Genomic DNA, 13,106 nt, shown 5'->3' on the forward strand with positions numbered 1-13,106 from the left:
GCCATGGCGATGGTCGACGCCGGTGGCATCCGGCTGCACGTCCAGCGCATGGCCCCCGCCGGGGGCGGCACCCCGCACGGCACGGTCGTACTGGTGCACGGGCTGCTCACCGACAGCCTGGCCAGCTACTACTTCACCGTCGCGCCCGCCTTCGCCGCGGCCGGACTGGACGTCCTCATGTACGACCTGCGCGGCCACGGACGCAGCGAACGCCCCGCCCGGGGCTACACGTTGGACCACAACATCGACGACCTCACCGCACTCCTCGACCGCCTCGGCGTCACCGGCCCCGTGCATCTCGTCGGCAACTCCTACGGCGGGACCATCGCGTTCGGCTACGCGGCGCGCGACCCCGAGCGCGTCGCCACCCTCACCCTCGTGGAGTCCGAACCCGCGACCCCCGCCTGGGCGAGCAAACTCGGCGGCATCCTGCACCGGGTCGTGACCCAACTCGCCCACAACGAACGGGACGCGATCGCCTGGATCACCGCCAACCGCGGCCACAACACCGCCCGCCTCGCCAAGGGCGCCGCCCGGCTCGCCCGGGAGACCAGCCTGGGCCGGGACATCCCCGCCAGCCGGGTGCACACCGAGGCCGAGATCGGCGCCGTGCGCTGCCCGGTCCTCGGGGTCTACGGCGGCGACTCCGACCTCGCGGACCTGATCCCGCTGCACGAGGCCCGGCTGCCGGACTTCCGGTCCGTGGTGCTGCCGGGGCACGAGCACTCGGTGCTGGTAGAGGCGCCCGGCGCGGTCGGCGGGCACATCCTGGACCTGATCCGAACCGGCGCGGGCGCCGTCCGGTGAGCGGCTTCCTGTTCGTCGTACCGCCGCTGACCGGGCACATCAACCCGGCCGTCGGGGTCGCCGACCGGCTCGCCGCACGCGGCCACCGGGTGGCCTGGGCCTGCGCCGACCCGGGCCTGGTGCGCCGGCTCGCGGGCCCCGGCGCCCCGGTGTTCGGCTGCGCGGGCCCGGTGCCGGGCGCCGAAGGCGTCGGGCGCCCCCCGGAGCTGCGCGGCGCGGAGGCGCTGAAGTTCCTGTGGGAGTGGTATCTGCTGCCGCTCGCCGACGCGATGGCACCCGGAGTGCGGGCGGCCGTCGAGGAGTTCGGCCCGGACGTGGTGGTCGCGGACCAACAGGCCTTCGCCGGGGCCCTGGTGGCCGAGCGGCTCGGACTGCCATGGGCCACCTCCGCGACCACCTCGGCCGAATTCAGCGGCGCCTACGACGGGTTGCCCAAGGTCGCCGAGTGGCTGCGGCGGCGGCTGGCCGAGCTGCGCGAGCGCCTCGGCGACCCCTCGGGCACCGCCGACCCGCGCTCCTCGCCGCACCTCCTGCTGATCTTCAGCAGTCCCGAACTCGTCGGCCCCCAGGCCCCGTCGGCACCGCACATCCACTACGTCGGCCCCTCCCTCGCGGGCCGTCCGCACCGGCCCGGCTTCCCCTGGGAGTGGCTGACCCCCGGCCGGGCGAAGGTCCTGGTCACCCTGGGCACCGCCAACGCCGACGCAGGCGGCCGCTTCCTCGCCGTCTGCCGCGAGGCACTGCGCGAACGCGCCGACCGGGTACAGGCCGTGCTCGTCGACCCGGGCGGGGTGCTGCCCGCCGAGGAGCGCGGCAAGGACCTGCTGGTGCTGCCCTCGGTGCCCCAACTCGCGCTGCTGGAGAGGATGGACGCGGTGATCTGCCACGCCGGGCACAACACCGTGTGCGAGGCGCTGTGGCACGGCGTCCCGCTGGTCACCGCCCCCATCCGCGACGACCAGCCGGTGATCGCCGCGCAGGTCGTGGACGCGGGGGCCGGGCTCCGGGTGAAGTTCGGCCGGGTCACCGCGGACCGGCTGGGCACCGCCCTCGACACCGTTCTGCACGACCCCGTCCACCGGGCCGCCGCGGCCCGTGTCCGCACCGCCTTCCGCGCGGCGGGCGGCGCCCCCGCCGCGGCCGCCCACCTGGAACGACTGGCAACGGAGAGCCGATGAGCGACCCCAGCGAAAAGCGCGCGAAGGCCGAACGCGTCGCCGCCCTGCGCCCCGCCTACCGAGCCGATCTCGCCACCGGACCCGCCCGCTTCCTCGGCGCCCGCCGCACCACCTGCCCCTGGTGCGGCTCGGACCGGCTGAGCGCCCGGCTGCGCACCACCGACCTGCTCCAGCACAAGCCGGGCCGCTTCACCCTGGACCGCTGCGCCGACTGCGGGCACATCTTCCAGAACCCCCAACTGACCGAGGCGGGACTGGAGTTCTACTACCGGGACTTCTACGACGGCCTCGGTGAGCAGCGGATGAGCGGCACCTTCGGCGGCCGGGGCGCCATGTACGAGGGCCGTGCCCGCGCGATGCTGCCGTACGACCCCGCCCCGAAGACCTGGCTGGACGTCGGCACCGGACACGGCCACTTCTGCGCGAGCGCCCGCACCGTGCTGCCCGGTACCTCCTTCGACGGGCTGGACTTCACCGACGGCGTGGAACTCGCCGCCCGCGAGGGCCGCATCGACCAGGCCCACCGGGGTGCCTTCCCGGACCTCGCGCCCGAACTCACCGCCCGCTACGACGTGGTGAGCATGTTCCACTACCTGGAGCACAGCACCGACCCCGACCGTGAACTCCGCGCCGCCCACGAGGCGGTACGCCCCGGCGGCCACCTCCTCATCGAGGTCCCCGACCCGGACAGCCGCTACGCCCGCCTCCTCGGCCGCTGGTGGCTGCCCTGGCTCCAGCCGCAGCATCTGCACTTCATCCCGGTCGGCAATCTGCGCCGCCGGCTCACCGAACTCGGCTTCACGGTCCTCGCCGAGCAGCACGCCGAACCGCACGACCCGGTCGATCTGCTCGCCGCCGTCTGGCTGGCCCTGGACCACGCCGCGCCCCGCGAGGACGCCCCCTGGCTGCCCGAGCCCCCCGGCCCGCTGCGCCGGGCCCTGCGCGGCGCGCTCCTGCTCGCCGGGGTGCCCGCCCTGCTCACCGCCACCCTCCTCGACCGCCTCGCGATCCGCCCGCTCGCCCAGCGCCTGCACCTCGCCAACGCCTACCGGCTGGTGGCCCGCCGGGAGTGAACGCGCGGTGGATCAGGGCACCTTGGCCCAAATCAGCTTGAACGCCCGGTGGATCACCGTACCTTGGCTCGAAGCAGCTTGGACGCCCGGTGGATCAGAGCACCTTGGCCCGGATCAGCGCCGACAGCACCAGCGCGCCCGGCAGCAGCGGCAGCCAGTCCGTCACCACCCGGTAGCCGATCACGGTCGCCGTCGCGGGGGCGGGCTCCGCGCCGAAGGCGACCAGCGTCCACATCAGCGCCGCGTCCACGGCGAACCCGCCGGGCACCGGGGCGGCACCCACCGCCGTGCCCGCCGCCAGGAACGCCAGCGCCACCTCCGCGAAGGACAGCCCGAGCCCGAGCGCCGCCCCCACACAGCCGAGCGCCGCCGCCTGCACCAGCGGCATCGCCACCGCCCCGCCCCACAGCGCCAGCACCCGGCAGGGCCGTGCGTGCACCACCCGGACATCGGCGAGCGCGGTGCGCACCAGGCCGGTCACCGGCCGCCGCAACGGCCGTACGACGATCAGCAGCACCCCGGCCCCGGTGACCACCCCGCCCGCGACCGCCGCGACCGGCACCAGCTGCGGGCCGTCCGGCACCAGCTCGCCCAGGCGCCGCCAGACCGGCGAGACCGCCAGGAACACCAGCAGTACAAGGGTCTTCGAGACGCCCTTGACCAGCGAGTACAGGCCGATCGAGGCGGTGGCCCGGTCCAGCGGCACCCCGCGGGCCCGCAGAAAGCGCACGGTGACGGCATGCGCGCCGAGCCCGCCGGGCAGCGCGTGATTCGCGGCACCCGCGGCGAACTGCGAGGCCAGCAGCAGCCCCGCCGGCAGCCGGTCCGGGAGCGCGCCCTGCCGTACACAGGAGGCCGCCACCCAGGTCAGACACGTACAGCCGAGCCCGGCCAGCAGCCAGCGGAGATCGGCCGAGACGAGCCGCCGCACCCCCTCGTACACCACGGGCCGGTTCGCGACGGCCCAGCAGAGCGCGATCAGCAGCGGGGCCAGACACAGCGCGAGGCGCAGGGACCGGCCGGACAGCGACGGGGCGCTCCGGTCCGGGGCCTTCGGCACGGGGCCGTCGGGTGCGGTGACGAGGGGGGACGGTGCGGACACGGGGACGTCGTCCTTCCGCGGCGGGGCCCGGGGGCAGGCGGTGCGGGCGAAACCGGGGGGAGCATTCCCACGCCGGATGACACCGGGATGGCCGCGAACCCAATGCTCGGGGGCGGGCCGGTGCCGCCCGGAGGGCGTACGCCGAGCGGCTGTTCACCGCCGACCGGGTAGCCTTCTTTGGGGAGCGCTTTACACAACGCTTCCGCGCAAGGTCAGGCGGCAGGGGAGGATCCCGCGGTGCATGTCCAGGAATGGCTCGACTCGGTCCCGGCGGTAGCCGTCTACGCCGTGGTGGCCCTGGTGATCGGCGTCGAGAGCCTCGGCATTCCGCTGCCCGGCGAGATCGTCCTGGTCTCGGCGGCGCTGATGTCCTCCCAGCACTCCCACATCAACCCGCTGATCCTGGGCGCCTGCGCCACCGCGGGCGCGGTGATCGGCGACTCCATCGGCTACGCCATCGGCCGCAAGGGCGGCCGCCCGCTGCTGGCCTGGCTGGGCAAGAAGTTCCCGAGGCACTTCGGCGAGGCCCATGTGGCCACCGCCGAGCGCTCCTTCCAGAAGTGGGGCATGTGGGCCGTCTTCTTCGGCCGCTTCATCGCCCTGCTGCGCATCTTCGCGGGCCCCCTCGCGGGCGTCCTGCACATGCCCTACTGGAAGTTCCTGATCGCCAACATCCTCGGCGGCATCTGCTGGGCCGGCGGCACCACGGCCGCCGTCTACTACGTGGGCGTCGTCGCCGAGGGCTGGCTGAAGAAGTTCTCGTACGTGGGCCTGGGGGCGGCGGTCGTCATCGGTCTGGCGACGATGCTGATCGTGAAGCGGAAGACGAAGAAGACCCAGCAGGAGCTGTCCCAGCGGGAACCCGTCAACGCCGGTGAGTGACAGCGCCCCCTAAGGGGCGCGGGGAACTGCGCGAGCGTCCCACCACGCACCCGCACTCGCCGACGGCCTAGCGATGCACATCCTTGTGCGCCTGAGCCAGGTCCGCGTACAACGTGCCGTTGAGGGTGACCCCCTCCTGCTCCTCGGGCGACAGCTCACGCCGCACCTTCGCCGGCACCCCCGCCACCAGCGACCCCGCCGGCACCACCATCCCCTGCGGCACCAGCGCCTGCGCCGCCACCAGCGATCCCGCCCCGATCACCGCCCCGTTGAGCACGGTCGCCCCCATCCCGATCAGGCAGTCGTCCTCGACCGTCGCGCCGTGCACCACCGCGTTGTGCCCGATGGACACCCGCTCGCCGATGGTCACCGGGAACCCGGGGTCGGCGTGCAGCGTCACGTTGTCCTGCACATTCGCCCGCGCCCCCACGGTGATCGTCTCGACGTCCCCGCGCACCACCGCGCCGTACCAGACGCTCGCCCCCGCGCCCAGCGTCACGTCCCCGATCACCGAGGCCGTCGGCGCCACGAACGCCTCCGCGTCCACCCGCGGCTCCTTGCCGCCGATGCCCACGATCAGTGCCCCCTGCGTCATCACCGTCTCCTCGCGTCGATCAGTACGTCGATCAAGTACGTCGATCAGTACTCCGATAAGTACTCCGCACGGTACGACAGGTGGTGGGGCAAAGATCACAGCGGTCCGGCCTCTCGCCGGACGCAACCCGTGAGTAACGTGAGCCCGTGCCGAAGCGCAAGAACACGTTCTCATCCTGGCGCCATGGCCTCGCCCAGCGTGCCGTGCACGCGGCCTGGGCCTGGGTCCAGCGGACCGGTTCCGTCACGGCGGAGCACCCCGGGCGCCTCCGCTTCGGCGCCATCGGCGAGGCCACCCGGCTCGCCTTCCCGCTCGGCACGGTCTTCGGCGAGCCCTGGATCCGGCTCGGCTCCCACTGCATCATCGCCGAACAGGTCACCCTGACCGCCGGTCTGATGCCCGACCTGGACCTCGGCCCGGACCCGATCCTGAGCGTCGGCGACGGCGTGGTGCTCGGCCGCGGCAGCCATGTCATCGCGGACACCACGGTGACCATCGGGCGCGACTGCTACTTCGGGCCGTACGTCTACGTCACCTCCACCAACCACTCCTACGACGATCCGCACGAGCCCATCGGCCGGCAGTGGCCCCGCATGGAGCCGGTGGAGATCGGCCCCGGCTGCTGGATCGGCACCGGCGCGGTGATCCTGCCGGGCGCGCGGATCGGCCGGAACGTCGTGGTCGCGGCCGGTGCGGTGGTGCGGGGCACGGTGCCCGACCACGCCGTGGTGGCCGGCGCTCCCGCCAAGGTCGTACGGCGCTGGACGCCCGAGGACGGCTGGCAGCCGCCGCTGCGGACCCCGGCGCCGGTGCCGATCCCGGACGGGACGACGCCGGGGCAGCTGCGCGCGCTGGCCGAGCTGGACGAGTCCGCGGTGGCCCGGCTCGCCGAGCTGGAGACCGAGGGCTAGGAGCGTGTCTCAGTAACACAGAAGGGTGCGGCGCGGTGAGGCGCGGGTAGCGGCAGCGTCTGACCGGGCGGGATCGGTGTTCAGCTGACGGGAGTGCCCGTCTCGTCGGACAGGCCGAGGTGGTCCTGAAGCGTACGCCGGCCGATCTCGGTGAGAGCGACGGCGCGGCCGGTGCCGATCCGAGTGATCCAGCCGGAGTCGAAGGCGTGGCGGCACAGGGCGGCACCGACGGCACCGGCCAAGTGGAGGCGGCGTTCGGTCCAGTCCAGGCACGCGCGGACGGGCGGATGCCGTGTGGCGGGCGGTAGCGCGATGCCGAGACCGGCCAGCCCGGCGATCCCGTTGCCGGTGAGCGTCAGCCCCTGCTCCCAGTCCAGCAGCCCCCGGTCGGTCATCGCCTCGGTGATCGCGACCCCGAGGGCGCCCGCGAGGTGATCGTTGCACGTGCGGGCGCGGGCCAGCGCCCGGCTCCGGTTGACGGCGGGCAGTGAACGGGGCGGATTGGCGCGACGAGGCGCCATGGAGGCAAGGGTCTCGATCAGTTGGGCCGTCTCGGGATCGGCGAGGCGCACGTAGCGATGGCGACCCTGACGCTCCTGGGCGGGCAGTCCTCCGCCGACCAGGAGGTTCAGGTGCTCGGTGGCCGTCGAGGCGGCCACCCCGGCATGGCGCGCCAACTCGGTCGCGGTCCATGCCCGGCCATCCAGGAGGGCCCGGCAGAAGCTTGCGCGGGTGCCGTCCGCCAGGAGTCCGGCCAGAGCGGCGAGGTCCGGGCCCTCCAGGTGCGCGTCATGGTTTCTCATCGCCGTCCATCATCCACCAGCGATCCTTCGGTGAGGGCCGAAGCGTCTTCACCCTACGGTCAACTCCCATGGACACCGCTACACGCAGCACCACGCCCGGCAACACGTCGGCTGCCCATGTGACCATCGAGCCGAGCATCCTGTACTTCGGCACGCCGGTCGTACTGCTCTCGACGGAGAACGAGAACGGCTCCTTCAACCTCGCGCCGATGTCCTCGGCCTGGGCACTCGGCCACGTCATCGTCCTCGGTCTGGGCCCCGGGGGACAGACCGCGCATAATCTCCGCACCCGACCCGATCTCGTGGTAAACCTCCCTGAGCCTGCCCAGTGGCCGGCGGTGGAGCGGCTGGCGCCGCTGACCGGACGCACCCCGGTACCCGTGGACAAGCGCGACACCTTCCGTTTCGAGCCGGACAAGTTCGCCGCAGCCGGCCTGCGACCTGAACCCTCCGAGCTGGTCCGGCCGCCCAGGGCCGCCGAATGTCCTATCCAGCTGGAGGCCCGCGCAGCCCGGGTCCAACCCGACGCCTCCGGGGCGTTCCTCATCGTCGAAGCCCACGTGCTCAAGGTCCACGCCGATCCGCGTATCGTCGTCCCCGGCTCCCAGCACGTCGACCCGGCCACGTGGAGCCCGCTGATCTACAACTTCCGTCACTACTACGGACTGGGCCCTGAACTCGGCCACAGCTACCGCTCCCAGACACCCCGGCAAGCCCACTGACCGATCTCGAAGCCGGTAAACGTAGGGGCGAGGGGGACTGAAGTAGGGTCGCAACCGGCAACCCACCTCCGTTGTGTGATCATCCATGCGAAATGATCCCGGTATGCGTGATGGGGAGGGCCTGTTCGAGGCCGAGCCGGTCGAGAAGAAGCGGCCACAGGCGCGTGCGGCGGCGGTGGACAAGCGGTTCAGGGCGTTCGACCCGCACCAGGTCCTGCTGCTACCGCCGTCGCTGGACGACTGGCTGCCCGAAGACCACCTGGCCCGGTTCGTCGCCGACCTGGTCGACCAGTCTCTCGACCTCTCGCCGATCCTGGCCGGCTACACCGAAAAGCGCGGCTACCCGCCCTATCGCCCGCGCCTGATGGTCCGCCTGCTGATCTACGGCTACACCACCGGCGTCCGCTCCTCCCGGGCGATCCAGCGCAAGTGCGTCGACGACGTCGCCTTCCGGCTCCTGGCCGCCGACCAGACCCCCCGACTTCCGCTCGATCACCCGGTTCCGCCGCCGCCACCTCGACGCCCTCGCCGACCTGTTCCTCCGGTCCCTGCACCTCGCGCAGAAACTCGGCATGGTCAAGATGGGCCGCGTCGTCCTGGACGGCACGAAACTGGAAGCCAACGCCTCCAAGCACAAGGCCATGAGCTACGGGCTGCTGGTCGACAAGGAGGAACCGATCGAGGCCGAGATCGCCGAGTTGGAGGCCAAGGCAAGGTCCCTGCTGGCCGACGCCGAGGCCACCGATACGGCCGAGGACGAGCACTTCGGCGTCGACGGCAAGGACACCGACCTGCCCGCCGAACTGGACCGCTGCGAGAAGCGCCTCGCCAGGTTGCAGGCCGCCCGCGCTCAGATCGAGGCCGAGGCCGCCGACAAGGCCCGCCGCCATGCCGAGGACAAGGAACGCCGCCGCCAGGCACGTGCAGGCAGCAGCGACGAGCAGGCCGTCACCGACGCCGGCGAGAAGGCCCAGGCCAACTTCACCGACCCGACTCGCGGATCATGAAGAACAGCGACGGCGCCTATATCCAGGCCTACAACGCCCAAGCCGTCGTCGACGAGCACCATCAGGTGATCACCGCCGCCGACGTGACGACCAACGCCTCCGACGCATTGAACTACACCCCAATGCTCGACCAGTTCCACCAGAACACCGGCATCCACCCCGAACAGGCCCTCGTCGACGCCGGATACCGCTCCGAGACCAACCTCGAAGCCGCCAGGGGCCGCCGAGTGACCTGCGGCACCGACACGTTCATGGCCACCGGCCGGCTCGGGCACGACGAGCAGGTCCCGCCCGCACCCCGCGGATGCATCCCCAAGGACGCCACCCTCAAGGAGCGCATGGCCCGCAAGCTGCGGACCAAGCCCGGCCAGAAGGCCTACAGCCGCCGCAAGGCCATCGTCGAACTCGTCTTCGGGCAGATCATGACCTGCCAGAACGGCCGCCGGTTCCTCCTGCGCGGCGAGGACGGCGCCCGAGGAGAGTGGCGTCTTCTGGCCGCCTGCCACAACTTCCGGAAGATCTTCCGACACGTCGGAACCGCCGGACTCGCCGCCGCGATCGCCTGACCGGCCCGGACCACCGGCCCCTCGCGCCGCCTCCCGGACCGGCAGGACCCGGCCACCCCGGCAGCGTGCAGGTCGGGCAACGGCAACCGACCTCGGCACCACTATCACCCGGTCAGTTGCCGGTTGCTGGGACACGCTCCTAGGGGCTTTCGTTCGGATCAGGCCGGATCAGGCCGGATCAGGGCGCGGTGCCAGGGCCCGCGAGCCCGGCATGATCCAAATGAGCGGCCCTGAGCTCCTCAGCCGGTGGCCAGCAGCACGGTGCCGACCAGGGCGAGACCCGCGCCCGCGGCCTGCACGGCACGCAGCCGTTCGCTGAGGAAGCCGCGGGCGGCGAGCGCGGTCACCACCGGGTAGAGCGAGGCGAGGACGGCGGCCACGGTGACCGGGCCGTGCTGGGCGGCGATGGCGTAGGTGCCGTTGGCCGCCACATCGGCGAGGCCGACGAAGGCCAGCGCGGGCAGCGAGCGACAGGGGAAGCCGCCCTCCGGCAGGGCGGAGCCGCCGCGCCGCAGGGAGACGGCGAGCACGGCCCCGCCCACCGCGACATTGGTCAGCCGCTGCACGAACAGCGAGAGGTACAGGCCGGTGACCGTGGTGGAGGCCTCCGCGATCAGGGCGAACACGGTGCCGAAGCCGAGCGCCGCGACCAGCGTCAAAAGGACCGTGCGCCGCTCCACCGGCGCGCCCCGCAGCTGGGGGCCGCCCGCGAGGACGACACCGCCGACGGCGACCGCGATGCCCGCGAGCTGGAGCAGCCCCGGACGCTCGCCGAGGAACAGGCCCACGCCGACGGGCACCACGACGCTGAGCGTGGCGAGCGGCGAGACGACACCCATCGGGCCGAGCGCCAGGGCCTTGTAGAAGGCGAGCAGGGCGATCGGACCGACCAGGCCCGCCGCGAACGCGAACCACAGCCGGGGCCCGGCCGCGCTCCAGGCGCCCGTGGCGACGACGATCGCGCCGAGGACGGCCGCCGCGACGGCCTGCGAGACGACGACCACGGTGAGCGCGGGCGTACGTCGTGTCAGCAGCCCGCCACCGAAGTCGGCCAGCCCCCACAACAGGCTGGTGGTCAGGGCGAAGAGGGCCGTCACGATGCCTCGCAGTACAGTTTGTTGAACGAACGGGTGCGCTCCACCGTAGTTCAGTAGATTGAACTACGTCATCCAAAGGAGTGCACCATCTCGGATATTGGACGGAGTCGGACGGAACGTGTCGGACCTCGAATTGCTGACCCAGTCCCTGGCGCGCAACGTCAGGCACTGGCGCTCGGTACGCGGTTTCACCCTGGACGTGCTTGCCGCCCGCGCCGGTGTCAGCCGCGGCATGCTGATCCAGATCGAGCAGGCCCGCACCAACCCGAGCATCGGCACCATCGTCAAGATCGGCGACGCGCTCGGCGTCAGCGTCACCACCCTGCTCGACTACGAGCGCGGCCCCCGGGTCCGCGTCGTCCCCGCCGAACGGGCGGTACGGCTGTGGCACACCGCCTCCGGCAGCTACAACCGGCTGCTCGCGGGCACCGAGGCGCCCGGCCCGCTGGAGATCTGGGACTGGGTGCTGATGCCCGGCGACGAGAGCCCGTCCGAGCCGCACCCTTCCGGCACCGTGGAACTGGTCCATGTCACGGCGGGCGAGCTGACCCTCACGGTCGACGGCGAGGACCACCTCGTGCCGACCGGCGCCAGCGCCACCTTCGAGGCCAATGTCCCGCATGTCTACGCCAACCGCGGCGAGACCCCGATGGAGATGATGATGGCCGTCTCGGTGCCGCCCGTGCAGTGAGACGTGCCTGCGCCGGGCCGCCGCGCCTTGTTAGCGTGCGGCCATGCGCGCACCCATCGGAGACTTCGAGACCGCGACCCCGGTGACCGACTGCCTGGCCGAGCTGACCGAGCCGGTGGCGGAGGCCGTACGGAACTGGTCCGCGGGGATCCCGGCCGACCGTGTCCTGTACGTCGACACGAACCCGGACTGGGCCGACACCGCCGTCTTCGTGGAGCACTACGGCGCCGATCTGCCCGAGCGGTCGGCCAACTGCGTGGTGGTCGCCGCCAAGCGGGCCGGCGAGACCACGCTCGCCGCCTGCCTGGTGCTGTCCACCGCCCGGGTCGACGTCAATGGCGCGGTCCGCCGTCAACTGGGCGCCCGCAAGGCGTCGTTCGCCCCGATGGAGACGGCGACGGGGCGCAGCGGGATGGAGTACGGCGGCATCACCCCGATCGGACTGCCCGCCGACTGGCCCCTGTTGGTGGACTCGGCCGTCGTCGACCTGCCGTACGTCCTGGTCGGCAGCGGCCGCAGGCGGGGCAAACTCCTGGTGCCGGGCAAGGTGTTCGCGGAGCTGCCGGGGGCCGTGGTGCTGGAGGGTCTCGGCGTGGCCTGATCTAGAGCCTCTCGCTTGAAAGACCCTGACCGGCGAGGTGGTGGGCGAGCGTCAGATGGGGGTCGCGCTCGCCCGGCGCCGGTGCCGGATCCGCGTGCACCAGCGCGGCCGACAGCTTCGGCAGGGCGTGCAGCAGGGCGTGTTCGGCCTCGACGGCGATCGCGTGCGCCTGTCGCAGGGTGGCCTCGCCGTCCACCACGACCGCGAGTTCGGCCCGCAGCCGGTGCCCGATCCAGCGCAGCCGCAGCTCGCCCACCCGGTCCACGCCCGGCACCGCGCGCACCGCCCGCTCGGCGCGGTCCACCAGCGCCGGGTCCACGGCGTCCAGCATCCGCCGCAGCACCTCGCGCGCCGCGTCCCGCAGCACCAGGACGATCGCGGCGGTGATCGCCAACCCCACGACCGGGTCGGCGAGTCGGAGGCCGAGCGCGGATCCGGCCGCGCCCAGCAGCACGGCGAGCGAGGTGAAGCCGTCGGTACGGGCGTGCAGTCCGTCAGCGACGAGCGCGGCCGAGCCGATCCGGCGGCCCGTCCGGATCCGGTACCGGGCCACCCACTCGTTGCCCGCGAAGCCGACCAACGCGGCCACCGCGACGGCGGGCACGTTCGCGACCGGGCGGGGGTCGAGCAGCCGTCCGACGGCGACCCACGCGGCGAAGGCCGCGGAGGCGGCGATGGTCAGCACGATCACCAGGCCCGCGAGATCCTCGGCGCGGCCGTAGCCGTAGGTGAAGCGCCGGTTCGCCGCGCGCCGCCCCAGCACGAAGGCGATGCCCAGCGGTACGGCGGTCAGCGCGTCGGCGGCGTTGTGCACCGTGTCGCCGAGCAGCGCGACCGAGCCGGAGACGGCCACCACGCCCGCCTGTGCCAGCGCGGTCGCGCCCAGCACGGCGAGCGAGATCCACAGGGCGCGCATGCCCTGGGCCGAGGACTCCAGCGCCGCGTCGAGCTTGTCGGCGGTCTCGTGGGAGTGCGGGGTGAGGAGATGGGCCAGGCGATGGCGCGGGGACGAGGTGGCGTGCCGGTGCGGGCCGTGGTCGTGATGGTCGCTCACGGGGGTCCCCTTCTGCT

At 72.8% G+C, this 13,106-nt stretch carries 13 protein-coding genes and 1 pseudogene; 9 read left to right on the top strand and 5 right to left on the bottom strand.

Annotated elements, in window-relative coordinates; all coding sequences use genetic code 11:
• Nucleotides 1-3 precede the first annotated feature (3 nt).
• Genes AB0N90_RS33705 through AB0N90_RS33715 form a run of 3 tightly spaced genes read left to right on the top strand, consistent with a single transcriptional unit; the run spans nt 4 to nt 3,058 of the window.
• The gene (locus AB0N90_RS33705) at nt 4-807 is read left to right on the top strand and encodes an alpha/beta hydrolase (RefSeq protein ID WP_361669080.1); all 804 of its coding nucleotides are present in this window, start codon (nt 4-6) and stop codon (nt 805-807) included.
• The gene (locus AB0N90_RS33710; protein WP_365202906.1) at nt 804-1,985 is read left to right on the top strand and encodes a glycosyltransferase; all 1,182 of its coding nucleotides are present in this window, start codon (nt 804-806) and stop codon (nt 1,983-1,985) included. The genes AB0N90_RS33705 and AB0N90_RS33710 overlap by 4 nt, the downstream gene beginning before the upstream one ends.
• Entirely contained in the window at nt 1,982-3,058 is a 1,077-nt protein-coding gene (locus AB0N90_RS33715) for a class I SAM-dependent methyltransferase (RefSeq protein WP_365202908.1), read from the top strand. Before AB0N90_RS33710 ends, AB0N90_RS33715 begins: the two co-directional genes overlap by 4 nt.
• 94 nt (nt 3,059-3,152) lie before the next feature.
• Here the strand turns inward: AB0N90_RS33715 and AB0N90_RS33720 are convergent, their stop codons facing one another.
• Nucleotides 3,153-4,160 (bottom strand): lysylphosphatidylglycerol synthase transmembrane domain-containing protein, encoded by a 1,008-nt coding sequence (locus tag AB0N90_RS33720; RefSeq protein ID WP_365202909.1) that lies wholly within the window; start codon nt 4,158-4,160, stop codon nt 3,153-3,155.
• A 237-nt stretch (nt 4,161-4,397) separates the two neighbouring features.
• On the opposite strand from AB0N90_RS33720, the gene AB0N90_RS33725 reads away from it, so the two are divergent.
• Nucleotides 4,398-5,042 (top strand): DedA family protein, encoded by a 645-nt coding sequence (locus tag AB0N90_RS33725; protein ID WP_037658048.1) that lies wholly within the window; start codon nt 4,398-4,400, stop codon nt 5,040-5,042.
• A 67-nt stretch (nt 5,043-5,109) separates the two neighbouring features.
• Here the strand turns inward: AB0N90_RS33725 and AB0N90_RS33730 are convergent, their stop codons facing one another.
• Complete coding sequence (locus AB0N90_RS33730) at nt 5,110-5,637, bottom strand: gamma carbonic anhydrase family protein (RefSeq protein WP_365202911.1); 528 nt, start codon at nt 5,635-5,637, stop codon at nt 5,110-5,112.
• A 146-nt stretch (nt 5,638-5,783) separates the two neighbouring features.
• Here AB0N90_RS33730 and AB0N90_RS33735 point away from each other — a divergent pair, with 146 nt between their 5' ends.
• Nucleotides 5,784-6,548, top strand: coding sequence for an acyltransferase (locus tag AB0N90_RS33735; protein ID WP_128789065.1), 765 nt, complete (start codon nt 5,784-5,786; stop codon nt 6,546-6,548).
• Nucleotides 6,549-6,628: 80 nt separating this feature from the next.
• Here AB0N90_RS33735 and AB0N90_RS33740 read toward each other — a convergent pair whose 3' ends face one another.
• Nucleotides 6,629-7,351 carry a helix-turn-helix domain-containing protein gene (locus AB0N90_RS33740; RefSeq protein WP_365202913.1) on the bottom strand — a complete coding sequence of 241 codons (723 nt, stop codon included), beginning with the start codon at nt 7,349-7,351 and terminating at the stop codon, nt 6,629-6,631.
• A gap of 68 nt (nt 7,352-7,419) precedes the next feature.
• Here AB0N90_RS33740 and AB0N90_RS33745 point away from each other — a divergent pair, with 68 nt between their 5' ends.
• Nucleotides 7,420-8,073, top strand: a complete 654-nt coding sequence (locus AB0N90_RS33745; RefSeq protein ID WP_365202915.1) for a flavin reductase family protein — start codon at nt 7,420-7,422, stop codon at nt 8,071-8,073.
• Between the two features lie 121 nt (nt 8,074-8,194).
• Nucleotides 8,195-9,646 (top strand): annotated as a pseudogene (locus AB0N90_RS33750) (IS1182 family transposase).
• Between the two features lie 239 nt (nt 9,647-9,885).
• Here AB0N90_RS33750 and AB0N90_RS33755 read toward each other — a convergent pair.
• Nucleotides 9,886-10,743, bottom strand: a complete 858-nt coding sequence (locus tag AB0N90_RS33755; RefSeq protein WP_365202917.1) for a DMT family transporter — start codon at nt 10,741-10,743, stop codon at nt 9,886-9,888.
• Nucleotides 10,744-10,861: 118 nt separating this feature from the next.
• Here AB0N90_RS33755 and AB0N90_RS33760 point away from each other — a divergent pair, with 118 nt between their 5' ends.
• Together AB0N90_RS33760 and AB0N90_RS33765 are read left to right on the top strand one after the other, a co-directional pair.
• Nucleotides 10,862-11,434 (top strand): XRE family transcriptional regulator, encoded by a 573-nt coding sequence (locus AB0N90_RS33760; RefSeq protein WP_365202919.1) that lies wholly within the window; start codon nt 10,862-10,864, stop codon nt 11,432-11,434.
• A 43-nt stretch (nt 11,435-11,477) separates the two neighbouring features.
• Nucleotides 11,478-12,035, top strand: coding sequence for a YbaK/EbsC family protein (locus AB0N90_RS33765; protein ID WP_365202921.1), 558 nt, complete (start codon nt 11,478-11,480; stop codon nt 12,033-12,035).
• 1 nt (nt 12,036) lies between these two features.
• Here AB0N90_RS33765 and AB0N90_RS33770 read toward each other — a convergent pair whose 3' ends face one another.
• Entirely contained in the window at nt 12,037-13,089 is a 1,053-nt protein-coding gene (locus tag AB0N90_RS33770) for a cation diffusion facilitator family transporter (RefSeq protein ID WP_365202923.1), read from the bottom strand.
• Nucleotides 13,090-13,106: the final 17 nt, after the last annotated feature.

Origin of the sequence: Streptomyces sp. NPDC093018 (assembly GCF_040684035.1) — a bacterium.
GTDB classification, from domain to species: Bacteria; Actinomycetota; Actinomycetes; order Streptomycetales; family Streptomycetaceae; genus Streptomyces; species Streptomyces murinus.